Origin of the sequence: Pseudomonas sp. NBRC 111119 (assembly GCF_001320125.1) — a bacterium.
GTDB lineage: Bacteria > Pseudomonadota > Gammaproteobacteria > Pseudomonadales > Pseudomonadaceae > Aquipseudomonas > Aquipseudomonas parafulva.
In genome coordinates this window covers 115371-139713 of sequence record NZ_BCAV01000008.1, presented here as the reverse complement: position 1 = coordinate 139713, position 24343 = coordinate 115371, and the positions used below count along the sequence as shown (strand labels likewise).

Annotated in this window: 23 protein-coding genes and 2 riboswitches; of the genes, 15 read left to right on the top strand and 8 right to left on the bottom strand. The window is 64.1% G+C overall.

Annotation, left to right across the window (positions count from 1 at the left end; all coding sequences use genetic code 11):
• Position 1: 1 nt before the first annotated feature.
• From APH25_RS04720 to APH25_RS04705, 4 genes are all read left to right on the top strand, one after another.
• On the top strand, positions 2 to 811 hold the full coding sequence (locus tag APH25_RS04720; RefSeq protein WP_028634435.1) for an ABC transporter permease: 810 nt from the start codon (positions 2 to 4) through the stop codon (positions 809 to 811).
• Between the two features lie 20 nt (positions 812 to 831).
• On the top strand, positions 832 to 1980 hold the full coding sequence (locus APH25_RS04715) for an ABC transporter ATP-binding protein (RefSeq protein WP_060481228.1): 1149 nt from the start codon (positions 832 to 834) through the stop codon (positions 1978 to 1980).
• 110 nt (positions 1981 to 2090) lie between these two features.
• Positions 2091 to 3398: a substrate-binding domain-containing protein gene (locus APH25_RS04710; protein WP_060481227.1), complete on the top strand. Its 1308-nt coding sequence runs from the start codon at positions 2091 to 2093 to the stop codon at positions 3396 to 3398.
• A gap of 155 nt (positions 3399 to 3553) precedes the next feature.
• On the top strand, positions 3554 to 4585 hold the full coding sequence (locus APH25_RS04705; protein WP_060481226.1) for a TerC family protein: 1032 nt from the start codon (positions 3554 to 3556) through the stop codon (positions 4583 to 4585).
• On the opposite strand, the gene APH25_RS04700 is transcribed toward APH25_RS04705, so the two are convergent.
• The 3 genes from APH25_RS04700 to APH25_RS04690 form a co-directional block, all read right to left on the bottom strand.
• Positions 4509 to 4868: a hypothetical protein gene (locus APH25_RS04700; protein ID WP_060481225.1), complete on the bottom strand. Its 360-nt coding sequence runs from the start codon at positions 4866 to 4868 to the stop codon at positions 4509 to 4511. The two genes, APH25_RS04705 and APH25_RS04700, sit on opposite strands and share 77 nt — an antisense overlap.
• The gene (locus APH25_RS04695; RefSeq protein ID WP_028634439.1) at positions 4868 to 5236 is read right to left on the bottom strand and encodes a histone-like nucleoid-structuring protein, MvaT/MvaU family; all 369 of its coding nucleotides are present in this window, start codon (positions 5234 to 5236) and stop codon (positions 4868 to 4870) included. The genes APH25_RS04700 and APH25_RS04695 overlap by 1 nt, the downstream gene beginning before the upstream one ends.
• Positions 5237 to 5446: 210 nt before the next feature.
• A complete protein-coding gene (locus APH25_RS04690) occupies positions 5447 to 6667 on the bottom strand; it encodes an acyl-CoA dehydrogenase (RefSeq protein WP_060481224.1) in 1221 nt (406 codons plus the stop codon).
• Positions 6668 to 6806: 139 nt separating this feature from the next.
• Between APH25_RS04690 and APH25_RS04685 the strand changes: the two genes are divergently transcribed.
• Positions 6807 to 7730, top strand: coding sequence for a LysR family transcriptional regulator (locus tag APH25_RS04685; RefSeq protein ID WP_028634441.1), 924 nt, complete (start codon positions 6807 to 6809; stop codon positions 7728 to 7730).
• A gap of 190 nt (positions 7731 to 7920) precedes the next feature.
• Complete coding sequence (locus APH25_RS04680) at positions 7921 to 9075, top strand: cysteine desulfurase family protein (protein WP_060481223.1); 1155 nt, start codon at positions 7921 to 7923, stop codon at positions 9073 to 9075.
• A gap of 30 nt (positions 9076 to 9105) precedes the next feature.
• Here APH25_RS04680 and APH25_RS04675 read toward each other — a convergent pair whose 3' ends face one another.
• Entirely contained in the window at positions 9106 to 9759 is a 654-nt protein-coding gene (locus APH25_RS04675; protein ID WP_028634443.1) for an oxygen-insensitive NAD(P)H-dependent nitroreductase NfsB, read from the bottom strand.
• A gap of 104 nt (positions 9760 to 9863) precedes the next feature.
• Here APH25_RS04675 and APH25_RS04670 point away from each other — a divergent pair, with 104 nt between their 5' ends.
• The 3 genes from APH25_RS04670 to APH25_RS04660 are packed head-to-tail and all read left to right on the top strand — an operon-like array spanning position 9864 to position 12281.
• Positions 9864 to 10772 carry a LysR family transcriptional regulator gene (locus tag APH25_RS04670; protein ID WP_060481222.1) on the top strand — a complete coding sequence of 303 codons (909 nt, stop codon included), beginning with the start codon at positions 9864 to 9866 and terminating at the stop codon, positions 10770 to 10772.
• A gap of 48 nt (positions 10773 to 10820) precedes the next feature.
• On the top strand, positions 10821 to 11651 hold the full coding sequence (locus tag APH25_RS04665) for an AraC family transcriptional regulator (RefSeq protein ID WP_060481221.1): 831 nt from the start codon (positions 10821 to 10823) through the stop codon (positions 11649 to 11651).
• A 48-nt stretch (positions 11652 to 11699) separates the two neighbouring features.
• A complete protein-coding gene (locus tag APH25_RS04660) occupies positions 11700 to 12281 on the top strand; it encodes a LysE family translocator (RefSeq protein WP_060481220.1) in 582 nt (193 codons plus the stop codon).
• Here APH25_RS04660 and APH25_RS04655 read toward each other — a convergent pair whose 3' ends face one another.
• On the bottom strand, positions 12282 to 13481 hold the full coding sequence (locus APH25_RS04655; RefSeq protein ID WP_028634447.1) for a sugar transporter: 1200 nt from the start codon (positions 13479 to 13481) through the stop codon (positions 12282 to 12284).
• Between the two features lie 197 nt (positions 13482 to 13678).
• Between APH25_RS04655 and APH25_RS04650 the strand changes: the two genes are divergently transcribed.
• Positions 13679 to 14995: a PQQ-binding-like beta-propeller repeat protein gene (locus APH25_RS04650; RefSeq protein ID WP_060481219.1), complete on the top strand. Its 1317-nt coding sequence runs from the start codon at positions 13679 to 13681 to the stop codon at positions 14993 to 14995.
• A gap of 42 nt (positions 14996 to 15037) precedes the next feature.
• Here APH25_RS04650 and calA read toward each other — a convergent pair whose 3' ends face one another.
• The gene (calA, locus tag APH25_RS04645) at positions 15038 to 16090 is read right to left on the bottom strand and encodes a vanillin reductase (protein ID WP_060481218.1); all 1053 of its coding nucleotides are present in this window, start codon (positions 16088 to 16090) and stop codon (positions 15038 to 15040) included.
• Positions 16091 to 16270: 180 nt separating this feature from the next.
• Here calA and APH25_RS04640 point away from each other — a divergent pair, with 180 nt between their 5' ends.
• Positions 16271 to 17176 carry an AraC family transcriptional regulator gene (locus APH25_RS04640; RefSeq protein WP_028634450.1) on the top strand — a complete coding sequence of 302 codons (906 nt, stop codon included), beginning with the start codon at positions 16271 to 16273 and terminating at the stop codon, positions 17174 to 17176.
• A gap of 29 nt (positions 17177 to 17205) precedes the next feature.
• Here the strand turns inward: APH25_RS04640 and thpR are convergent, their stop codons facing one another.
• The gene (gene thpR / locus APH25_RS04635; protein ID WP_060481217.1) at positions 17206 to 17751 is read right to left on the bottom strand and encodes an RNA 2',3'-cyclic phosphodiesterase; all 546 of its coding nucleotides are present in this window, start codon (positions 17749 to 17751) and stop codon (positions 17206 to 17208) included.
• 157 nt (positions 17752 to 17908) lie between these two features.
• Here thpR and lpxO point away from each other — a divergent pair, with 157 nt between their 5' ends.
• Together lpxO and APH25_RS04625 are read left to right on the top strand one after the other, a co-directional pair.
• Positions 17909 to 18808, top strand: a complete 900-nt coding sequence (lpxO, locus tag APH25_RS04630; protein ID WP_028634452.1) for a lipid A hydroxylase LpxO — start codon at positions 17909 to 17911, stop codon at positions 18806 to 18808.
• Positions 18809 to 18828: 20 nt separating this feature from the next.
• The gene (locus APH25_RS04625; protein ID WP_060481216.1) at positions 18829 to 19398 is read left to right on the top strand and encodes a GNAT family N-acetyltransferase; all 570 of its coding nucleotides are present in this window, start codon (positions 18829 to 18831) and stop codon (positions 19396 to 19398) included.
• A 51-nt stretch (positions 19399 to 19449) separates the two neighbouring features.
• Here APH25_RS04625 and APH25_RS04620 read toward each other — a convergent pair whose 3' ends face one another.
• Entirely contained in the window at positions 19450 to 20196 is a 747-nt protein-coding gene (locus APH25_RS04620) for an outer membrane beta-barrel protein (protein WP_028634454.1), read from the bottom strand.
• Between the two features lie 161 nt (positions 20197 to 20357).
• Positions 20358 to 20565, top strand: a riboswitch (cobalamin riboswitch).
• A 106-nt stretch (positions 20566 to 20671) separates the two neighbouring features.
• On the opposite strand from APH25_RS04620, the gene APH25_RS04615 reads away from it, so the two are divergent.
• Both APH25_RS04615 and APH25_RS04610 read left to right on the top strand, forming a co-directional pair.
• Positions 20672 to 22798 (top strand): TonB-dependent siderophore receptor, encoded by a 2127-nt coding sequence (locus tag APH25_RS04615; RefSeq protein WP_060481215.1) that lies wholly within the window; start codon positions 20672 to 20674, stop codon positions 22796 to 22798.
• Between the two features lie 128 nt (positions 22799 to 22926).
• Positions 22927 to 24093 (top strand): DUF1624 domain-containing protein, encoded by a 1167-nt coding sequence (locus APH25_RS04610; protein WP_060481214.1) that lies wholly within the window; start codon positions 22927 to 22929, stop codon positions 24091 to 24093.
• Between the two features lie 26 nt (positions 24094 to 24119).
• A riboswitch (cobalamin riboswitch) is annotated at positions 24120 to 24319 on the top strand.
• Positions 24320 to 24343: the final 24 nt, after the last annotated feature.

Below are 24343 nucleotides of genomic sequence, written 5' to 3'. Positions count from 1 at the left end.
CATGCTCCTGTCTCCCAATGCCATGGGCCGCCCGCTGCGGACGGGCCTGTACCTGACCACCGGGGTGATTGCGGCCTTTCTGCTGCTGCCAGTGGTGTTCATCGTGTTGCTCTCGTTCGGCTCGTCCCAGTGGCTGGTGTTCCCACCGCCAGGCTGGACCTTCAAATGGTACGGCCAGTTCTTCTCCAACCCTGAGTGGATGGACGCGGCGCTGGCCAGCCTGAAAGTCGCCGTGCTGACCACGGTGGCGGCTGTGCTGCTGGGCCTGCCAACAGCCTTTGCGCTGGTGCGCGGCCGCTTCCCCGGGCGAGAAATGCTCTACGGCCTGTTCACCATGCCGATGATCGTGCCGCTGGTGATCATTGCCGTGGCGGTGTATGCGCTGTTCCTCAAGCTGGGCTACACCGGCACGCTGTTCGCCTTCGTGGTCAGCCACGTGATCGTGGCGCTGCCCTTCACCATCATCTCGATCATCAACTCGCTGAAGCTGTTCGACCAGTCCATCGAGGACGCCGCGGTGATCTGCGGGGCCTCGCGCCTGCAGGCCATCTTCAAGGTCACGTTCCCGGCCATCCGCCCGGGCATGATTGCAGGCGGCCTGTTTGCCTTCCTGGTGTCATGGGATGAAGTGGTGCTGAGCGTGATGATGGCAAGCCCTGAGTTGCAGACCCTGCCAGTGAAGATGTGGACCACCTTGCGCCAGGACCTCAGCCCGGTGATTGCGGTGGCCTCGACCCTGCTGATCGGCCTTTCGCTGCTTGTGATGTTCATTGCCGCCGCCTTGCGCCGGCGTACCGAAACAAACGCCTGAGCGCGCGGAGAAAAACAACAATGAGTGCAGTGATCAAAGACAACGCGCCAGGCAAGCCCCTGGTCAGCCTACGGGGCCTGAACAAGCACTACGGTGACTTTACCGCCGTGGACAACCTCGACCTGGACATTCAGGATGGCGAGTTCCTGACCTTCCTGGGTTCCAGCGGCTCGGGCAAGTCCACTACCCTGTCGATGCTGGCCGGCTTCGAAACCCCCAGCAGTGGCGAGATCCTGGTGGATGGCCAGTCGCTGGTCAATGTGCCACCGCACAAGCGTGATATCGGCATGGTGTTCCAGCGCTATTCGCTGTTCCCGCACCTGAACGTGCGCGACAACATCGCCTTCCCGCTGGCCATCCGCAAACTCGCCGCCGCTGAAACCAAAAAGCGCGTGGATGCCATGCTGAAGCTGGTGCAACTGGAACCCTTCGCCCACCGTAAACCTTCGCAGATGTCCGGCGGCCAACAGCAGCGCGTGGCCATTGCCCGAGCGCTGGTGTACGAGCCGCGCATCCTGCTGATGGACGAGCCACTCGGCGCGCTGGACAAGAAACTGCGCGAAGACCTGCAGGATGAGCTGCGCCAGCTGCACCGCCGGCTGGGCATCACCATCGTGTATGTCACCCATGACCAGGAAGAAGCCATGCGCCTGTCCCAGCGCATTGCCATTTTCAGCCACGGCAAGATCGTCGGCCTGGGCACCGGCTACGACCTGTATCAGAACCCGCCCAATGCGTTCGTGGCCTCGTTCCTGGGCAACTCCAACTTCCTGCGCATCAAGGCCACGGGCAACGGTGCCGGGCGCTTCGAGGGGCAGCCGGTGGCCATCCGCCTCACCCCGGGGCTGGTTGCCGAGCAGGATGCGCTGGTGATGGTGCGGCCTGAAAAAGCCCTGGCCCTGACCGCCGAACAGGCCGCGGCACAGCCCCTGCCAGCGGGCTGGAACGAGGTCAGCGCAAAGGTAGGCGAGGTATTGTTCCTGGGTGAAAGCCAAACCTGCCACGTGATCACGGCGGGGGGGACCGAGCTGACCGTGAAAGCCTTGTCGGCTTCCGGCATGCCGATGCAGCCAGGGGATGCGGTGCACGTGCGCTGGGCGGTGGCCGATGCGTGCATCTACACCGAATGGGCAGAGAGCGACCTGAGCAAGTCGGCCGGGGCCCATTAAAGCCTTGAACGCGGCGGTGCCACGGCGGCGCCGCTGCGCCAGCGCAGTCATATAAACATCACGCAACTGTCGTAATCTGCCGGCCACCTCTGTGTCACGGGCCTTCCGGCATGCCTCGCCTGCTCATCCTGCTGTTCAACCTGCTCCCGCTGACAGCCCTGGCCGAGCCCGTGCACCTGCGCCTGGCCGGCTCCAATACCATGGGTGCGACCCTGCTGCCTGCACTGGTGGTGGGGCAACTGCAGGCGCAGCAGGCAACCGCGGTGCACACCCAGCCAGGCCGAACCGCCAATGAAACAGTGATCACTGCCGTCGACGCCTCCGGCAGCCCCATCCGGGTCGATATAGCCGCCCACGGCAGCAGCACCGGCTTTGTCGCCCTGGGCCGCGGTGACGCCGACCTGGCAGCAGCATCGCGCCCCATCACCGAGCGCGAACAGCGCGCGCTGCACGCGCTGGGCAACCTGCGCGAGGCCGACACCGAGCAGGTGATCGCCCTGGATGGCATTGCCGTGATCACCCACCCAGATAACCCACTGGCGCAACTCACCACCGATCAGCTCGCCCAGGTGTTCTGCGGCCAGGTTCATCACTGGGAGCAGCTGGGTGTGCCCGGTGGCGCCATTCATCTCTATGCGCGGGACAACCGCTCGGGCACCTATGCCAGCTTCAAAGCGATGGTGCTGGCACCCCGTCACTGCCAATTGGCGCACAACGCCCAACGCTTCGAAGCCAGCGAACCCCTGGCCGCAGCGGTGGCCAACGACCGGCAGGCGATTGGCTTCAGCAGCCTGGCCGCCGTCCACCGGGCCAAAGTGTTGCCTGTGGCGGACGGCGATACCCCCGCCCTGCTACCCACGTCGGCGCAGGTCGCCAGTGAGGATTACCCGCTCTCCAGGCGTTTGTTCCTGTACCTGCCAGCCCACCCCAAGCCGCAGGCCATGGCCTTGGCCGAGTTCGCCCAGAGCCCTGCCGGCCAGGCGATCGTCGCCCGGCAAGGCTTCGTTTCCCAGCAGATCGAAGCGCAACAGGTAAGCACCCGCCCGACGATGCCGCCGCGCTATCGCAGCCTGGCGCAGCAGGCGCGGCGGTTGAGTGTGAGTTTGCGCTTCCAGCCAGGCAGCGCCGTGTTGGACAACAAGGCGCTGCGCGACATCCAGCGGGTCGCCCGCTACCTCGACCAGGCCGGCAAGCTGCAACGCCGGGCGGTACTGGTGGGGTTCGGTGACCCCAAGGACACCCCAGGGCGCGCAGCCCTGCTGTCACGGCTGCGGGCGCAAGCGGGGCGGCGCGTGCTGGCCCGCGAGGGTGTCGAGGTGATGGAACTGATCGGCCTGGGGGACGACCTGCCGGTGGCCGACAATGAGCGTGAGCAGGGCCGCCTGCGCAACCGTCGGGTGGAGGTGTGGGTCTACTGACAGGTGACGGCAAAGAAATGTAACAGCTGGCCACCCTCCCCGCCGGTAACCTCGTCTAGCCTGAAACCCATGTGATACCGGGCCCCTCTGACGGCTGCCAAGCCGCCATGTCGGATCACTGTTGCCTTGCAACATCGACAATCAAGGAGGGGCTCATGACAGCTCTGCACACATTGCTCACCACCCTGTTTCTTGGCACCAGCACCTGGTTGTGGCTGGTTTTCATGGCGATCGTCATCGGCCTGCTGGTGCTCGACCTGGGCGTGCTGCATCGCCAGGACCGGGAAATTGAAATGCGCGAAAGCCTGTTGCTGTACGCAGGCTACTTCAGTGTCGGCCTGCTGTTCGGCGCCTGGGTGTGGTTCCAGCTGGGTGCCCAGTCGGCACTGGAGTTCTACACAGGCTTTCTGGTCGAACAATCGCTGTCCATGGACAACGTGTTCGTCATGGCCATGATCTTCGGTTATTTCGCCGTGCCCCGCCGCTACCAGCACCGGGTGCTGTTCTGGGGTATTTTGGGGGTGGTATTCCTGCGGGCGATCATGATTGGCGTGGGCGCGGCGCTGGTGCAGAACTTTGCCTGGGTGCTTTACCTGTTCGGCGCCTTCCTGTTGTTCACCGGTATAAAAATGGCCTTGGCCAAGGATGACGACAAGCCAGACCTCGCCAACAACCCGATCTTGAAGTTCGTGCGCCGGCACATGCGCGTGACCGACGACATCCACGGCTCACGGTTTTTCGTGCAGCACACCCCGCCTGGGCACACCAAGCCGCTACGCCACGCCACGCCTCTGTTCCTGGCGCTGGTACTGATCGAATTGGCCGACCTGGTATTCGCGGTTGACAGCGTGCCGGCGATTTTTGCCATCACCCAGGACCCGTTCATCGTCTACACCTCGAACATCTTCGCCATCCTCGGCCTGCGCTCGCTGTACTTCGCCCTGTCGGCGCTGATGCACCGCTTCGTGTACCTCAAATACGCGCTGGCCCTGGTGCTGATTTTCATCGGCTGCAAGATCTTCTATCACGGCCTGGTGGGCAAAGTGCCGGCACTGCTGTCACTGGGGGTGACGTTCGGTTTGCTGCTGGGTGGGGTGGTGATGTCGCTAATCAAGACGCGGGGGCAGCAGTTGCCTGCGCAAGGGGCTGCTCAAGCGCGCGATACCACTGGGCGTAAGGAGTGTTGACCGCCATGTGCCGGTTGAAGTCCGGGCTGCCGTCGGACCACCAAACCGGCCCGCGCTCGCCCAGGGCCTCCTTGGCCGCCTGCACCTGGGCGCGTGCCTGCTGGAGCAGGCTTGAGTCACTGTGCGCCCTGGCATGTTTTACGGCGCGCCGTGCCTGCATCAGCGCATGCACCCAGGTGCTGCGCTGCGCGTCTGACAATGAGGGGTTGGAGCAGCGCCACAGCCGCCCGCGGACCACGAAGTATCGGCCGTCCGGGGTGGTGGGGTAGCGCTTGCCAGGCATTAGCGGGCCAGCCAGTTTTCCACTTCGTCGGCACCGTATTCGGCTTTCCACGACTTGAGCTTGGTGTGGTTGCCGCCTTTGGTCTCGATCACTTCACCGGTGTGCGGGTTCTTGTACTGTTTGACCTGCCGCGCACGGCGCGGCGCTTTTTGCCCAACAGCGGGTGCAGCCTTGTGTTGCCCGGCCTGCGGGTCGAGCAAATTGACGATGTCGCGCAGGCTGTACTCATACTTGGCCAACAGGTTGCGCAGTTTGGTTTCAAACTCGATTTCTTTCTGCAGCTCCGGGCTGCCTTTCATGGCTTCCAGTTCAGCAAGTTGCGACGCCAGCTTTTGTTCAAGCTGGCGGAATTCGGCGAGACGGGACATGGGCATGGTTCCTTTTTCAAGACGGCCAGGTAATAACGCGTTATCAACTGCTTAGTGGCACCGAACAGTATATTGGTTCAACACATTGTCGAACTTGCCTGGGCACCTTCAGCCTGTCGTACTCCCAGTTATAGACTGTCCCACCCCCTTTTGCCCAGCCACGCTCAATACACGCGCTGCTCCCTCACTGGGCGCCATCTGCCTCGCTGTTTAGTTCATCATCTGCACCGGCAGATACTTGCCAACCTCATACTTGCCAATCGCCGCACGGTGCACTTCGTCCGGCCCATCGGCCAGGCGCAAGGTGCGCTGCATGGCGTACATATACGCCAATGGGAAGTCCCCACTTACACCCGCCCCCCCGTGAAGCTGAATGGCGCGATCAATGACCTTCAAGGCCACATTCGGCGCGACAACTTTTATTTGGGCAATCTCGCTGCGGGCAATCTTGTTGCCCACGGTGTCCATCATGTACGCCGCCTTGAGCGTGAGCAGCCGCGCCATGTCAATTTCCATTCGTGAATCGGCGATGTTGTCCATATTGCCGCCCAGGCGCGCCAGCGGCTTGCCGAATGCCGTGCGCGACACGGCGCGCTTGCACATCAGTTCCAGTGCCCGTTCGGCCATGCCGATGGAGCGCATGCAGTGGTGAATACGGCCGGGGCCAAGCCGCCCCTGGGCTATTTCGAAACCACGGCCTTCGCCGAGGATCACATGGTCGTAGGGCACCCGTACGTTTTCGAACAGCACTTCGGCATGGCCATGGGGGGCGTCGTCGTAGCCGAACACGGGCAACGGGCGTACCACCTTCACGCCCGGCGCATCCATGGGCACCAGCACCATCGAATGCTGCTGGTGGCGCGGGCCCTGTGGGTTGGAAAGGCCCATGAAGATCATCACCTTGCAGCGCGGGTCGCAGGCCCCGGAGGTCCACCACTTGCGGCCGTTGATCACCCACTCGTCACCCTCGCGCAACGCGGTGGCCGCCATGTTGGTGGCATCCGACGAGGCCACGTCCGGCTCGGTCATGGCAAACGCCGAGCGGATCTGGCCCTGCAGCAGCGGCTCCAGCCACTGGCGCTTCTGCGCCGGGGTGCCATAGCGCACCAGCACCTCCATGTTGCCGGTGTCAGGCGCTGAACAGTTGAAAGGTTCCGGCCCCAGCAGCGAGCGGCCCATGATCTCGGCCAGCGGTGCGTATTCAAGGTTGGTCAGCCCCGCGCCGTATTCCGATTCCGGCAGAAACAGGTTCCACAAGCCTTCTGCGCGGGCTTTGGCCTTGAGGGTCTCCATGATTGCCGTGGGCTGCCAGCGGTCGCCTTCAGCAACCTGGCGCTCGAACACCGCTTCAGCGGGGTATACATGGGTGTCCATGAACGCGCTGACGCGCTCGCGCAGTGCCTGCACCTTGGGCGAATAGGCGAAATCCATCGGGGCTACCTTCATGGTTCGGGGTAAGTGAACAGAGCCTAGAGCAGCCACCCGCCATCCACCTAGTCTATTTTCGCCGTGTATTAACATTCATAACCGATATATGATCGACGAATAATTCAAACAACGAGCGGCGCCCATGAACCTCAGCAAGGTCGATCTCAACCTGTTCATCGTGTTCGATGCGATCTACACCGAAGCCAACCTTACACGCGCTGGGCAGATCGTCGGCATTACCCAGCCGGCGGTGTCCAACGCCCTGTCGCGCCTGCGCGAAACCTTCAACGACCCACTGTTCGTGCGCACCGCCCAGGGCATGGTGCCCACCCCCATGGCGCAGAACATCATCGGCTCGGTGCGCAATGCCCTGGCGCTGCTGCGCACCTCGGTGCAGGAAAGCCGCACCTTCAACCCGCAGCAGGCCAACAAGACGTTTCGTATCAGCATGACCGACCTGACCGAGGCGGTGATATTGCCCCCGCTGTTTCAGCGCCTGCGGCGCCTGGCGCCTTCGGTGCTGATCGAGAGCTTCTTGTGCAAACGGCGTGAAACCACCAAGGAGCTGGCCGCCGGCCGCCTGGATTTCGCCATTGATGCCCCGCTCAACACCGATCCCCAAGTACGGCATGTGAAGCTCATGCAGGACCGCTATGTGTGCGCGCTGCGCCAGGGCCACCCGCTGGCAGACAGCACGCTCACCCTGGAAAGCTACCTGGGCATGACCCACATTCATATTTCCAGCCGGCGCAATGGCCTGGGTTACGTAGACCTGGCCCTTGGCAAAATGGGCGTTCAGCGCAAGGTCGCCCTGCGCTCGCAGCACTACCTGATGGCCTCTCAGGTGCTGCAACAGACGGACATGGCGATGACCGTGCCCGAGCGCTTCGCCCGTCGCCACCAGCTTTGCTACAAACCACTGCCGGTGGAGGTACCCGCACTGGAAACCCACCTGTACTGGCACGAGAGCACCGACCAGGACCCGGCCAACCGCTGGATGCGCGAGCAGATCACCGAGCTGTGCGAGCGTGTGGTGGCGCAAGAAGAGAGAACGATGCAGCCTTGAGCGCGCTTACCAGGTCAGTAATGAACCCCCTGGTGGCCTAACCTTAGAAAAAAATTCTCCTTATTCCCAGCAGGGAGAATTTTTTCGCGAAATATTCTTAAAACAGGGCAACTAAAGGTAAAACCATCTTCCGGCGCCGGGTAATCTTGCTCAATCACTTGAAGCTTTCTGGCCACACACGGAATTGCCCATGCCTGACGCCCCGCTCTATTTCGACTACGCCGCCACTACGCCCGTTGATGAACGGGTGATCGAAACCATGCTCGCCAGCCTCGGGCGTGAGGCCCACTTCGGCAACCCCGCCTCCAGTGGTCACGCGTACGGCCAAGCCGCTCGCGCTGCCGTCGACCAGGCGCGCCAGCAGGTGGCAGAGCGGGTGGGCACCACGGCGGATGCGTTGGTGTGGACGTCTGGCGCAACCGAATCCAACAACCTGGCGCTCAAGGGCATCGCCCAGGGCCTGGGGCAACCTGCACACCTGATCACCAGCCAGCTGGAACACAAGGCTGTGCTGGACACGGTGGCAGAGCTTGAACGCCAGGGCTGGTCGGTCACGCGCCTGCCCCCAGACGCCGCCGGGCTGATTCAACCCGCTGCCGTGCATGCTGCGCTGCGCGCAGACACCCGTCTGGTGTCGCTGATGGCGGTGAACAACGAACTGGGTACAGTCACCGACTTTGCCGCCATCGGCGAGCGGGTGCGTGCCCACGGCGCCTTGCTGCACGTGGATGCTGCCCAGGCCGTGGGTAAATTGCCCATCGACCTGGCAGCACAGGCGGTAGACCTGATGTCGTTCTCGGCGCACAAGGTGTACGGGCCCAAAGGCATTGGCGCGCTCTACGTGGGGCCGCGGGCACGCCCCCACTTGCGTGCGCAGATCCATGGCGGCGGGCATGAACAGGGGTTGCGTTCCGGTACCCTGGCGACCCACCAGATCGCCGGCATGGGCAGCGCCTTCGCCCTCGCAGGGCAGGCGGGGGGCAGCGAATACCTACGCCTGGAGCGGTTGGCCTGGCGCCTGCGCGATGGGCTGCTGGCACTGCCCGGCGTCAGCCTCAATGGCTGCGCCCGGCAACGCGTGCCGCACACCCTCAACCTGTGTATCGACAGTACAGGGTTCAACAGCGCCGCACTGGCGACCGAGCTGGCGCTGTCGACCACTTCGGCGTGCAACTCGGCCAGCAATGCGGCTTCGCATGTGCTGCTGGCGTTGGGGCTGGATGAGCGCAAGGCACGCAACAGCGTGCGCCTGAGTGTGGGCAGGTTTACCCGCGAGGCGGATGTAGAAACCGCGATTGCAGTGTTCACCAGGGTGCTGACTGCATCCTCGGCCGCGCTCTGGTGAGGTTGCGGGGCCTCGTGAGCCCCACCCCCACTACAGGAACGTGAACACCTGTTCGGCAGGCAAGCGGGACTTGCTCAGGCCGGCGTTGAAATCTGCCTCGCCGTGATAGCCCAGGCACAACATCACCACGCTGGTCAAACCGCGCTCACGCAGCCCCAGTTCGGCGTCCAGGCGTTTGCTGTCGAAGCCCTCCATTGGGGTCGCATCCAAGCCGTAGGCCGCCGCGCCGAGCAGGGCAGTACCCAGGGCCAGGTAGGTCTGCTTTTCCATCCAGTGCTGGATGTCCTTGAGGTCATGGCGATGCAGGTCCACGTAGTGGCGCCGGCTGTTGTTCTGCGCTGCCCGTGCCTGCTCGTCGCGGAAGCGCCCGTCGGTGGCCTCCTGGGCCAACACAGCATCCAGGTGCGCCTCGGTCATGGTGGTACGGGCGCAGAAGACGATCACATGGGAGGCATCCCGCAGCTTCGGCGAGTTGTAGGCGTAGTCGGCGTCGGTACTCTTGGCCAGGCGGGCCTTGCCCTCATCGCTGCCGACAACGACAAAATGCCAGGGCTGGGAGTTGACCGAGGACGGGCTGTGGCGCAGTTGCTCGAGCAGCGCGTCAAGGGTGGCCTGGGGAATGCGACGCGATGCGTCGTAGGCCTTGGTGGTGTAGCGGCGCTTGGCCAGTGAAACGGTATCCATGGGGTGGCTCCAGGCATTTCAGGGGGACAGGTAGGCCATATTATCTTTCCTGCACCGAAGAAAAACCGGCACAATCGAGCAACACTTTTCTTGCTGGAGTGAAAATGCTGCGCCTCGCTGACCTCGAACTGTTCGTGCGCAGCAGCGTATTGGGCAGCTTTACCGCAGCCGCCCTGGAAGCTGGGTTGCTGCCCGGCCAGGTGGCCGCCGCCATCAAGCGCCTGGAGCGCGACCTGGATGTGCGCCTGTTCGCCCGCACCACCCGCAGCCTGCGCCTTACCGCCGAAGGGGAGCGCTACCTGCCCACTGCCGTGACCGCGCTGGAGACCCTGCGCCAGGGCCATGAAGACCTGCACGGCAACCCAGGGACGCTGCGCGGCACCCTGCAGGTGTCGGCGCCCTCGGACCTGGGCCGCAACATGTTGCTGCCGTGGCTCAGCGCGTTCCGCCGCGCGCACCCCGCCTTGCACCTGCGCTTTCTGTTGTCTGACCAGATTGCCGACCTCAACCGTGACCCGGTGGACGTTGCCATCCGCTATGGGCGCAATCAGGACGCCAACTACATCGCCCTGCCCCTGGCCGACTGGAACCGCCGGGTACTGGTGGCCTCGCCCGCCTACCTGAACAGGCATGGCCGGCCGCAGACGCCCGATGCCCTGCAGCAACACGCCTGCCTGCTGTACATGCAATATGGTCGCGTGTATGACAAATGGCAGCTGGGTAACCGCACGGTGCAGGTGCGCGGGCCGCTGGTCAGCGACGACGCCGATGTGATTCGCCGGCTGGCGATTCTGGGGGAAGGTATCGTCTACAAGTCCTGGCTGGATGTGAGCAACGACCTGGCCAGCGGCGAGCTGGAAATCGTCCTGCCCGACCTGGCAGGCGAGCCGACCCCGGTCACGCTGGTATGCCCACACCGCAAGCAACTCACCCCCGCGGTCGGCCAGTTGCACCTGTGGTTGCGTGAACGGTTCGAGGCGCTGCGGCGCAGTTGCACAAACCTTCCAGACTGATGCGGGCAGCTGCGCTAAGGTAGCTGTTTACCCTGGGTGGAGACGGCCATGGGCAACTGGATCGACCTGAAAACGGACGCTGATACCGGCATCGAGTCGGTGCGCGCGCACTTTGTCGGGCATGCCTATGATCCCCACTGGCACGACAGCTTTCTGGTTGGCGTTACCGAGCAGGGGGTGCAGCAATTCAATTGCCGCCAGGTACGCCACCGCAGCACCCCTGGGCAGGTTTTTCTGCTGGAGCCCGGTGACATTCACGATGGCCTGGCCCCGACCGAGGATGGGTTCACTTACTCGACGCTGTACCTGCAGCCTGCCTGGCTGGACCAGCAACTGCGTGCACTGTTCGAACAGGTGCCCCGCGACAGCCTGCCGAGCTTTGCCGATACCCTCAACCACGACGTGCAGCTGGCCCAGGCCACCGCCCTCGCCTTCCAGGCGGTGCACCAGCAGGACCTGCGCATCGTCCGGCAGAGCGCGACCGACGCATTGCTGGCCAGCCTTACCCGCCACCTGCACTGGCGCCGCCGCCAGAACCCCGACCCGCGCCTGCCGCTGACAGCGCAACGGGCACGGGACTACCTGCATGACAACCTGGAGCGTGATATCGGCCTGGAGGAGCTGGCACTTGCCTGCGGCATCGACCGTTTTCGCCTCACCCGTGCATTCAAGGCCGCGTTCGGCCTGGCACCCCACGCCTACCTTATCCAGCTGCGCCTGGCCCACGCCCGCCGCCGTCTGGCGCTGGGCCAGCGCCCAGCCGACGTGGCGATTGCCCTGGGCTTTGCCGATCAAAGCCACCTGGGGCGCTGGTTCCGCCGCGCCTACCAGCTGACCCCGGCGCAGTACCGCAGGCTTTGCTCAAACCTTCCAGACTGACACGCAGTAACCCGTGAGCATGGTGCTTCTTTGACAGGAGCCCATTCCATGACCCCTACCCTTTTGCCATTCATGCTCTTTGCCCTGGTAGCCAGTATCAGCCCTGGCCCCACCAATCTGTTGATCCTTGCACGGGGCGCCAGCCTGGGCCTGCGGGCGACCCTGGCGCCCGTCATGGCCGCCTGCACCGCCGCAGCTGCCATCGTGCTGGTGGTTGGCCTCGGCATGGGGGAACTGTTGCTGCGCCATCCATTAGCCCGGCAATTGATGACGTGGGGTGGTGTGCTGTGGCTTACCTGGCTTGCCTGGCAACTGCTGCGCAGCCCGGCAGGGGTTGACTCACGCGCTGGAGGGCGTGGGTTCGATGCGCTGAATGCCGCCGCCCTGCAGGTGATCAACCCCAAGGTATGGTTGATGGCCGTCGCCGTGATCGGGGTGTTTGCCACACCCTCGGTCGCAGTGTGGCAACTGGCGCTGCTGTTTTTGCTGATTGCCCTGCCATGCATGGCCGCGTGGGCGTTGCTGGGTGCCGGCAGCGCCAGGTGGCTGGCACCCCGGCGCATGCGCGTGTTCAACCAGGTTCTGGCCCTGGCCTTGCTGGTTTCGGCCTGGGCAGCGGTGTTGCTCTGATCAGTGCATCAATGCCTGCCGGAAGCGTTTGCTGCTGCAAGAGGCCAGCACCAGCCCCACCAGCGCCACCGCACCCCCTACCAGGCCTATGTTGGCCACGCCCATCTGGCTGCTGACGATACTGCCTAACAAGGCACCGCCGCCGATGCCGATGTTGTAGATACCCGAGAACAACGCCATCGCCACGTCCGTTGCGTCCGAAGCCAGCTTCAGGGTTTTGGACTGCAGTGCCAGGCTGAAGCTGAGGATGGCCACCCCCCAGAACATGCTCAGTGCGGCAAAGGCGTAGAAGTTGCCCGCAAATGGCAGCAGCAACAACAGGCAGGCGGCGAGCAGGCCAATCGAGCCCACCAGAAAACCTTGAGGGAAACGGTCGCTGTAGCGGCTGAACAGGAACGAACCGACCACGCCCGCACCGCCGAACAGCAGCAGAAGCAGCGTGGTGCGCTCACCGCTGAGCTGCGCCACATGCAAGGCGAAGGGTTCGATGTAGCTGTAGGCGGTGAACTGTGCAGTAATCACCAACGTGACCAGGAGGTAGGTGATGACCAGCGCCGGGCGTTTGAACAGGATGGGCAGGCTGCGCAGCGAGCCAGAATTCTGGCTGGGCAGCAACGGCAGTGACTTCATCAGGCACAGCATGGTGGCCAGCGCTACCCCGGCAATGCTCAGGAAGGTGACCCGCCAGCCCAGCGCCTCGCCCACCACGCGCCCCAGGGGGATGCCCAGCACCATGGCCAGGGTGGTGCCGGTGGCCAGCAGGCCCAGCGCCTTGGCCTGCTGGCCAGGCGGCGCCACGCGCACCGCCAGTGATGCAGTAATGGCCCAGAACACAGCATGCGCCAGCGCGATGCCGATTCGGCTGACCAGCAGCATGGCAAAACTCTGCGACAACCACGACAGCAGGTGGCTGACGATGAACACCACGAACACGAACAGCAGCAGCCGACGCCGCTCCACGTTGCGGGTCAGCAGCATCATCGGCAATGAAGCCAGCGCCACCACCCAGGCATAGATGGTCAGCATCAGGCCCACCTGGGCGGTACTCATGTCGAAACTGCGGCCAATGTCACTCAGCAACGCCACCGGTACGAACTCGGTGGTATTGAAGATGAAGGCGGCCAGCGCCAGGGCGATGACGCTCAACCAGCTGCCCGTACCCTCGGTAGGAGGCAGGTGGGTGGGGGTGGGTCCGTTCATGAAAAACCGGTTCTCCGCAGGCAAGGCAACACCACGCACGCCTGGCACCTGCTGGTCGCGGGAGGGGCGCACGTTTTGTTATTGGAAGGAATGCAGGCATGGTACGCGTCAAACCAGGGCCTCACAACCGCAGGGCCGAAGGAGTAACATGCGCGCAATTTCAGAAACGCGTGGGCAACAAGGAGTTCCATCCACTCATGGACAAGCAGCATCCCCAGCAGCAGTGGCAGCAGGCAGTCACGGCCTATGCTCAGGCCATCAACCAGTACGTTGCCCAAGGGCAGGCACAGGGCTGGGATCACCTCGAAGAGCCGCAGCCACCTGCCACCGATCACTTGCTCGACGCCTGGCTGGCGGCCCTGCAATCGGCCAATCGGCCAGGCGTGGATGAGCAGGCGCACCAGGCATTCCGCCAGGCCTGGCCACCGGCCCACCAACCCTTGGTGCCGTTGCTCGATGAGCACGCCCAGGGGATCGCCACACTCCTGTTGTTGGACGACGGCAGCGTGCTGGCGCGCATCGGCATGCCCCATGAAAAAGGCCAGGTGGTGCGGATCGACGGCAACAACGTCACACCGGTGATCGGCGTCGAGCACTTTGGCCGTTGCCCTGAGCGCCGCTATTTCGCCCTGGCCAACGCCGAAGGTGTACGCGTAACCGATGGCTGGGGCGGCCCGCTGGTGCAACGCCTGGCCTGGCCCAGCGGCCTTGAAGGGCTGCCCAAGGGCTACCCGTTCGAACCGTTTGAAATGCCACCTACCCCAACCGCGCTGATCCCGTTTGCCAATGGCCAGCAGGTGCTGCTGGTCAGCGACGAGGGCATTTTCCTGCTGGCTGCCCACGGCGCAACACGCCTGCTCCCGCAACAGCAGCAGGTGCTCGATGACCTGGCCGAGGGTATCGACCCCGATGATATCAACCTGGGGCTGAGCATGGCCCATGGCACGGTATCGGCCGACGGGCGCCTGATCGTGGTGGGTGACCAATGCAGCCGGCACTTGGTGCTGGACGACAACCTGCAGGTGCTGGCGCAGGTGGGCCCGGTGAGCGAGTACCCGCACTTTGCGCTGTTCAACGCCGCAGGTGACCAATTGATGCTCAATGCCTGCCACTTCTACAGTGGTGCCACGCTGGCAGTGCGGGTGGCCGACCTGCCGGGGCTGGATACCGATTACTACAGCGACGACCCACGCACGCCTGTGATCCAGGAAGGTGCACGGGTGTATGCCGGGGTGGCGCGTGAGGGGGAGTACATCGTCGGCGACGCCTATGGCTATCTGCGGGCGTTCGCCGAAGACGGCAGTGAGCGCTGGCAGCACTTCATCGGGTCAACCCTGTGTGCCCTGGACATCAGCCGCGACGGGCGCACGGTGGTAGCCGGGACCTATGCCGGGTTCGTTGCGGTGATCGCGCTGGACACCGGGCGGCCTGACTGGCAGATCGGCACCGGCCCCCATGCTGAAACACAGCGTTGGCTGTTCTGGAAAGGCTGGGACAAACCGCTGCGCTGGTAGCACAGGTTGCCCGCACCCTGGCGGGTACGGGCAACCTGCAGGTCAACCCTGGAGGGTGGCCATGTCGATGACGAAGCGGTATTTCACGTCGCCAGCGATCATGCGCTCGTAGGCCTGGTTGATATTGCGGATATCCAGCATCTCGATATCGCAACGGATGTCGTGCTGGGCGCAGAACTCCAGTACCTCCTGGGTTTCGGCAATCCCGCCGATCAACGAGCCGGCCAGCACCCGGCGTTTCAATACCAGGTTGGCTGCATGCACGGCGGGGTCGATGGGCTCGATCAGGCCCACCAGAATGTGCACGCCATCGAACTTGAGGGTTTCCAGGTAGGGGTTGAGGTCGTGCTGCACCGGGATGGTGTCGAGCAGGAAGTCGAAGCGACCGGCCGCCGCGCTCATCTGCTCGGCATCGCTCGACACGATCACATGGTCAGCGCCCTGGCGGCGAGCCTCGGCTGCCTTGGCCGCCGAGCGGGTGAACAGGGTCACTTCCGCACCCAACGCCTTGGCCAGCTTGATGCCCATGTGCCCCAGGCCGCCCATCCCAAGGATGCCCACCTTGTGCCCAGGGCCTACGCCGTGGTGCTTGAGCGGCGAATAGGTGGTAATGCCAGCGCACAGGATGGGCGCTGCGCTGGGCAGGTCCATGCCGTCGGGGATGCGTACCACGAAGTGTTCGCTGACCACGATGCTGCTGGAGTAGCCGCCCATGGTATTGCTGCCGTCCACCCGGTCCGGGGTGGCGTAGGTCATGGTCGGGCCTTCGAGGCAGTATTGCTCCAGGTCCTTGGCGCAGGCCTCGCAGTGGCGGCAGGAATCGACCATGCAGCCCACACCCACCAGGTCACCCACCTTGTGCCCACTCACCTGGTCGCCCACCGCCGTGACACGGCCGATGATCTCGTGGCCAGGCATCAAGGGGTACACGGCAATCCCCCACTCGTTACGGGCCTGGTGAATGTCGGAGTGGCAAACGCCGCAGTAGAGGATTTCGATGGCGACGTCATCCGGGCGCGGGCTGCGGCGCTCGAAGGTCATGGGTGCCAGTGGGCTGGTCGGGGTTTGGGCAGCGTAACCGATGGCTGTATACATACTGGGCCTCGCAGTGAAGTGAAACGATTCAGGCGAGCCATTTTGCTTGCTCGACGCCCCCTCGCCCACAGCTGATCCTCCGGCATGCATGCCTGATTCTCCGGGAATCCGGTTTTGCATGTGGCGCCGGGCTGTCAATCTGCGATCATCGTACTGTCCGATTCTCTGCCCTGGTGCTCCATGCAACTGACCCGCCACGTCGACGCCAATGCGCCGCTCTGTTCGCTAATCCGCCGCCTGGCCACGCGCCCGGGGTTCGTCCCTACCCATTTGCCACAGGTGCAGGTGCTGAGCTGGGACCATTACGTCGCCAGCAGCCCGCAGATCTACGAACCCAGCCTGATGATCCTGGCCCAGGGCAGCAAGCTGGCCCGCCTGGGGCCGCGCACGCTGGAATATGGCGCCGGCCATTACCTGGTGCAGGCGCTGTCGGTACCGTTCATGTGCGAAACCTTCGCCACGCCTCAAGCGCCATTGCTGGGCGTGGCCGTGGACATCGACCGCTCGGTGCTCAGTGAACTGGTGCAGCGCATGGACTTGCCAGCGGGCGGTGTGGTGCAGGCCCAGACACCCCAGTCGATGACCTCAGCGGCGCTGGACGCGCCCATGCGCGACAGCGTGGAGCGCCTGCTGCATTGCCTGCAGGACCCGCTGGACGCCAAGGTGCTGGGCCCGGCGCGGGTCCGCGAAGTGCTGTACACCGCCCTGCGCGGCCCGCAGGCCGGGGTGCTGCGGGCCTTGGTGGAGCAGCAAGGGCACTTCGCCCGCATCGGTGCGGCGCTGGCTCACCTGCGCGAGCATTACAGCGAGCCTCTGAACGTTGAGACCCTCGCTGCACGGGCCAATATGAGCGTGTCGACGTTCCACGAGCATTTCAAGCGCTGCACCGACATGGCGCCCATGCAGTACCTGAAGCGCCTGCGGCTGCTCAAGGCGCAGCAGATGCTGATTGGCGAAGGGCTGGGGGTGGCGCAGACCGCGCATCGGGTGGGCTACCAGAGCACGTCGCAGTTCAGCCGCGAATACAAGCGCCAGTTCGAGCACAGCCCAGGGGAAGAGCTGCCGTACAAGAGCTTGCCGGTCTGACCTGCTGCACACACAGCACCCACCCCGGTTCACCCGGCCAACGACCACCGCGCCAACGGGGTGTAGGCCCCCTTTCGCGACTCGTAGAGCACAAACTCCCGCGCCAGAAGGTAGAAATCCGGGGCGGTGGGCGCTTCCGGGGGCTGCCCCCGATAATCCCTGGACAACGTCAGGTGCGGGCGGTAATCCCGGCTGCTCACCTGCACCCCCAATGGCAACAGGGCCTGCTGCAAGCCGTACACCAGGTGCAACAGGGCCGGCGGGGTGCTCTGTGCTTCCAGCACCAGTGCGCCAGCCTTCTGCCAGACCTGCAAGCGATCAAGCAGCAGCCTGGGCGCGCTGCCTGGGCGGGCGAGCTGGTCCACCGCCGCACAGATCGAGGGCACCAGGGCAGCGTCCACATCGCCCAGAAACAGCAGCGTCACATGGAAGTTGGCAGCCGGCACCGGCTTGCCATTACGCAGGGCCAGACCGCGGCGCCAAGCGGCCAGATCGCGGCGCTGGGCGTCCCCCACCGGCACTGCAAAAAAGAGCCGCTTGAATGGGCTGCCACTAAGGCGGGTGTCCTGAGCCATATGATCTCCTTGACCTTTGGGGCGCGGTTAACGCCCCCATCATTACACTTAAGTCGCCCGGCTGTTTCGTAACAATAAGTACAAACTGCCTTGGCGATTGTTTATGCTGGCGGGCTTATGCCATGGCGCATGGCCATTTTTCGACAAGTAAACGTCCATGAAAATTGCACTCGTACTTATCTTCGCCCTCTCGATCGCCTACGTTCACCTGCGCGGTCGGGTTCGTCACAAGCTGACGCGGCAGCTGGGCGACCATTCCAGCTTCCTGGCCCCCGTCAACAGCTTCCTGTACCTGTTCTCCAAGCACCCGGCCAGGCCCTACCTGCCCGTTGAAGCCTTCCCGGAGCTGCAACCGCTGCAGGACCACTGGCAGGAGATCCGCGAGGAAGCCCAGCAGTTGCTGCAGGTTGGCGAGATCAAGAAGTCCGACAACTACGATGACGTGGGCTTCAACTCGTTCTTCAAAACCGGCTGGAAGCGCTTCTACCTGAAGTGGTACGGCGAGAGCCACCCATCGGCAATGACCCTGTGCCCGCGCACCACGGAACTGCTGCAAGGCATCGGCACGGTCAAGGCCGCGATGTTCGCCACCCTGCCGCCAGGGGCCAAGCTGGTGCGCCACCGCGACCCGTATGCAGGCTCGTACCGCTACCACCTTGGCCTGGACACGCCCAACGATGACGGCTGCTACATCGATGTGGACGGCCAGAAGTACTCCTGGCGCGATGGCCAGGGGGTGGTCTTCGATGAAACCTATATCCACTACGCCGCCAACACCACCGAGCACAACCGCATCATCCTGTTCTGCGACGTCGAGCGCCCCCTCAAGTACCGCTGGGCAACCGCGTTCAACCGCTGGTTCAGCCGCAATGTGATGGCAGCCGCCGCCGCGCCCAACGATGCCGGTGACAAGACCGGTGGCATCAACCGCCTGTTCACCCGCATCTACAAGATCCGCGAGCGCGGCAAGGCGCTGAAAAAGCGTAACCGCACGCGCTACTACCTTGAAAAATGGGCTGTGGTCGCCGCAGTGGTGCTGGTGTTCATCTACATCTGAAGGCCGTTTGGAGTAACCGCATGATCCATATCCGCCCGATGACCGCAGACGATTTCGAGCGCTTCTGGCCCACCCTGCAGGCCACGGTGCAGGCCCGGGAAACCTACGCGCTTGACCCGCAGATGAGCCCCGAGCAAGGCCGCCACTTATGGCTGGAGCTGCCCCTGCATACCTGGGTGGCAGAGGAAAACGGGGAACTGCTGGGCTCGTACTACCTCAAGGCCAACGCCGCAGGGCCTGGGGCGCACGTGGGCAATTGCGGCTATGTGGTCACGCCGCAGGCGCGTGGCCGCGGAGTGGCGCGTCTCATGTGCGAGCATTCGCAGAAACTGGCGCGCCAGGAAGGCTTTCTGGCCCTGCAGTTCAACTCGGTGGTCGCCAGCAACGAGGTGGCCGTTGCCCTGTGGCACAAGCTGGGTTTCGAAACGGTAGGCCGCTTGCCCAAGGCTTATCGCCATGCCCACCTGGGGCTGGTGGACTGCTTGGTGATGTACAAGTGGCTGGCCGATGAGCCAGTGGTGGAAACCCCGTCCCTGCTGATCGGGCGCAAGAACATCGAGGCGCGGGTGTCACGCAGACGCGGGCGGTAGTACCGCCAGCCGCGCCGGCCCCGCATCGTTCAGCGGGGCCGGGCACCTGGTTTAGAAGGCCAGGCCCACTTTTACACCGAACTCGTCACGCTTGAGCTTGGTGTTGTCGGCAACCGGCGAGTTATCGTCCAGCTTGTACTCGGTGCGGGTGTAGTACACACCGGCCTGCACCGGCATGGCGCCCTGCTGGTTCATCAGCATCGTGACTTCAGCATAGGGGTTGGTGCGGTCTTTCAGGTCAACCGTGTCGCTGCCGAAGTCATCCACTTTCAGCCGTGCGCGGCCGTCCAGGGTGTGACGGGCACCCACTTCCACGCGCAGGGTCGAGGCGTCGAACTGGTGGTTGTAGCCCAGCGCGGCCTTGGCGAACGGCGACTTGAGGGTGAGCTTGGTGTCCAGGTCGTTGATCTCGGGCTCGTAGCGCGACCAGCTGTAGCCGCCGCCGACGGTCACGTCGACGAAGTTGCGCGCGTCCAGCGCCGCACGCCAGCCAAGGTCCAGGTCAGCCTGGGCTTCCTTGAGCTTGTTGTCGTTCTTCTTGCCGTATTTGGCCTCTGCGCCGATCTGGTAGATGAAGCCGGATTCGGCAGTCATCTTGTTGCCGAAGGTGGCAAATACACCGCCCTGGCCCATGTGATCCTTGTCCGTTTCGCTGCCGCCTTCGAACTTGAACTTGTCGTAGGAGCCCAGCAGGCCCAGGGTGAACAGCGGGTCCGTGCTTGGCGCTGCGGTGGCAGCCAGCGGGGCGGCGACCAAGGCGAGCAGGCAGGTGTGGCGCAGCAGGTTACGAGCAGACATGCGAATAGTCTCCATGACGTATTGACGGGTTGTGCACGAGCGCTTCGAGTGCGGTCTGTTCAGAAAAGTTCGAAATAAAAACACCTGAATCGCGAACGCCGTTCAAAGGCCCTCTGAAGGCCCACAACCCGCGCATTTGACGCCCGCGCTGTTCAGTGGTCAGATGCGCGCCAGATTCAGGTGCCCTGCGCCGCCGTGCGCAGGGTGAAACGGGAAGCCGGTGCGTTGTGTAGCCACGACAAGTCCGGCGCTGCCCCCGCAACGGTAAGCGAGCGAACCTTTCGACACACCACTGTGCACCTGCATGGGAAGGTGAAAGGTTCATGCCCCTCGCAAGCCCGGAGACCGGCCTGAAGCTCCCTATGGCAACCCGCGGTGGGCGGGCGCAGGCCAGTGCCTGTGCGCGCCTGCGTGCCAGGTGCGCCTTTGCGTGTATTCCACCGGGATTCCTTCTTTCCTGCAGCAGTGGAACGACATGTCCCGTATCTTCAAGCTACACCCCTTGGCGGCCTGCCTGGCCGTCGCCGTGCCGGCCCAGGCCGACACCCTCCCGGCAGCGGCCCTGGCCCTGCCCTCCACGGCGGTCACAGGTGCCTATGACAGCGCGGCCGCCAACTTGGCAACGCCCAGCCAGGCAGGGTCGCGCCTTGGCCTCAGCACGCTGGAAACCCCGGCCAGTACCAGCACCCTTGGCACCGCCGAGATCCAGGAGCGCAACAATGCCACCGTGCAGGAGGCCGTCACGCGCTCGCCCGGCATCACCTTCATCGGCTCACCGGGCGATGGCGGCACAGGGCTGTCTGCCCGTGGTTTCACCGGCCACGGCTCGGTCATGACCTTGTTCGACGGCGCACGCCTGTACGCCGGGGCGGGCACCCAGACCTTCCCGGTGGACCCGTGGATGGTCGAGCGCATCGAGGTGATCCGCGGCCCGGCATCCGTGCTGCACGGCGAAGGGGCGACCGGCGCGGTGGTCAACGTGATCCCCAAGAAACCCCTCGCCGGCGAGGTGCGCAACCACCTGCGTGTGGGGTATGGCTCCTGGGACCGCCAGCAAGTAGGCCTGGACAGCGGTGGCAGCCTGAGCGAACGCCTGAGCTACCGGGTGAACCTGAACCAGCAAGCAGGCAACGGTTGGGTCGACCGCACCCCCTCCCGTAGCCAGGCCCTGAGCATGGCACTGCGCTTCGACGCCAGCGAGGACCTCAGCTTCACCCTCGCCCACGACCGCGGTGACGCCACGCCAGCCAATTACTACGGCACGCCGCTGATCGACGGCCACTACCACAGCAGCCTGCGCAGCAAGAACTACAACGTGCAGAATGACCAGCAGCACTACGTGGACCAATGGACGCGGCTGACCAGCGAGTGGGCGCTGAACGATCATGTCGCCGCCAGCAACCAGCTGTACTACATCAACAGCCGTCGCCAGTGGCGCAACGCCGAGGACTACCGCTGGGCCCCCGAGCAGGGCCTGCTGCTGCGCGGCAGCTTCCTGCAGATCCGCCACGACCAGGAACAGTTCGGCGACCGCCAGACCTTCGATTTCGACCACGCCTTGTTCGGCCTGCCGAGCAAGACGGTGATCGGCGCCGAGTACAACAAGGTCCGGTTCAATGTGGACAGCAACGCGCCCTATGACGACATCGGCGGTGATTACATCGACCCGTGGCAGCCCCGCCCAGGGCCGTTCCAGAGTGCATCGCCGTTGCGGCCACAGACCCTTTCGACCACGCACACCTTTGCCCTGTTTGCCGAGAACCGCCTGCAACTGACCGACAAGCTGGCACTGGTGACCGGCCTGAGGCGGGATCAGAACCACATCGACCGGGACAACCTGGTGGATGGCAGCCGCAGCGACCGCAGCCTGCAGGGCGGCAACTGGCGCGCGGGGCTGGTGTATGCACTCAGCGAGGAGGTAGCGGTGTATGGCCAGTATTCCACCAGCCAGGACGGCGTCGACAACCTGATCAGCCTGCGCCCTTCGCAGATGCACTACGCCCTCACCGAAGCCAGGCAGGCCGAGGTGGGGTTGAAGCAACGGTTCTGGAACGGCCAGGGCGAATGGACGTTGGCGGCTTACCACATCGTCAAGAAGAAGCTGCTTGTGGATGACCCGCTCACCCACGAACAACAGCAGGCAGGCCAGCAGACCTCCGACGGGTTGGAAGCCACCCTGGAACTGGCGCTGGCGCACCACTGGCAGGTGTCGGCCAACGCGGCGTTGCTGCGGGCGCGCTATGACCAGTTCGAGGAAAACGTCGGTGGGGTGAACCTGGACCGCTCGGGCAACCGCCCGGTCAACGTGCCCAGGCGCACCGCCAACCTGTGGCTGAGCAAAGGCCTGGGCCAGCAGGTACAGGCCGGCATCGGCGCGCGCTTTGTCGATGAACGCTATGCCAACAACGCCAATACCCAGAGCGCCCCGGGCTACACCGTGGTCGATGCCAACATTGCCTGGCAGGTGCAGCCGGATGTGCGGCTAGGGCTGCAGTTGAACAACCTGTTCGACCGCCAGTACGTGGTGTCGGCATTCAGTGGCGAGCAATGGCTGATGGGCACGCCCCGGTCGTTGTTCGCCACGGTGGACTACCGCTTCTGATAAAGCCGCCGTCGCCATGCGGCGGCGTACTCCACCCATACCACGGCCGGCAAAAATGCCTACCGTGACAGCATGCATTGGTTATAAGATAACGTTTCATTTGATACTCACCTTGCCAGCGAAATTTCATGACAAGCGCAAACGCCACCCCCACCCTGCTCACCCAGCGCCTGCAGAGCATCGATGCCCTGCGCGGGCTGGTGATGCTGTTCATGCTTCTGGACCATGTGCGCGAAACGTTCTTCCTGCACAAACAGGTCAGCGACCCGATGGCCATCGACACCACCGAGCCCGCGCTGTTCGTCAGCCGCACCCTCGCCCACCTGTGCGCCCCGGTGTTCGTCCTGCTCACCGGGCTGTCTGCCTGGCTGTACGGCGAGAAGCACCAAGGCCGTGCCGATGTCGCGGCCTTTCTGTTCAAGCGCGGGCTGTTTCTGGTGGTGCTGGAATTCACGCTGGTCAACTTCGCCTGGACATTCCAACTGCCGCCTACAGTCATCTACCTGCAGGTGATCTGGGCCATAGGCATCAGCATGATCGCCCTGTCGCTGCTGGTATGGCTGCCACGGGCCGCTTTGCTGGCGCTGGGCGCGCTCATCATTGCCGGGCACAACCTGCTGGACGGCGTGCATTTCGATACAGGCGCCGCTCTGCATGTGCCTTGGGCGATCCTGCATGACCGTGGCTGGCTGGAGGTGTCGGAGCACCTGCGCCTGCGCACCTCCTACCCGGTGTTGCCGTGGGTGGGTGTGATCGCCCTTGGCTATGGCCTTGGGCCTTGGTTTGGCCGCGCCAGCCAACCTGCGCAGCGTCAGCAACGCCTGCTGCTGGCTGGCGCAGGCACGTTGCTGGGCTTTGTGTTGCTGCGCCTGTTCAATGGCTATGGCGAAGCGCCCTGGGCGGCCTACCCGAATGTTGTGCAAACCCTCATGAGCCTGTTCAACATCACCAAATACCCCCCGTCGCTGTTGTTCCTGGCCTTGACGCTGGGCACCGGCCTGTTGCTGCTGCGCGGCTTCGAGCGCGCCGGCCAGGCCCGCTGGGTCGCTGCGCTGGCCGTGCTGGGGGCGGCGCCGATGTTCTTCTACCTGCTGCACCTATACGTGCTCAAGGTGCTGTACCTGGCAGCGGTCGCTGTGTTTGGCCTGAACCAGGGCGCGTACTTCGGCTTCGACAGCATCGGCGCCGTTTGGGTGGGGGCGGCATTGCTGGCCCTGGCGCTGTACCTGCCCACCCGCAGGTTCGCCCGCCTGAAGGCGCGCAGGCGGGACATTGCCTGGCTGAAGTATTTCTAAAAGCGTTTCACCCGGCGGCGTGATGGTCTACCATGCGTGCCGCCGGTTTCCATCACGGAATCAATAGGGAATCCCAGGCCCCGTTCCACAGGGCCAAACGGAACTGCCCCCGCAACTGTAAGTGCCGAGCCTGCTCCCTGCATGCCACTGGGTCACACACCCGGGAAGGTCGGAGCCAGGCCATGACGCACCAGTCAGGAGACCTGCCGGCACCTATATCACCAACCGGCGGGGTGTCCGGGATGGGCTT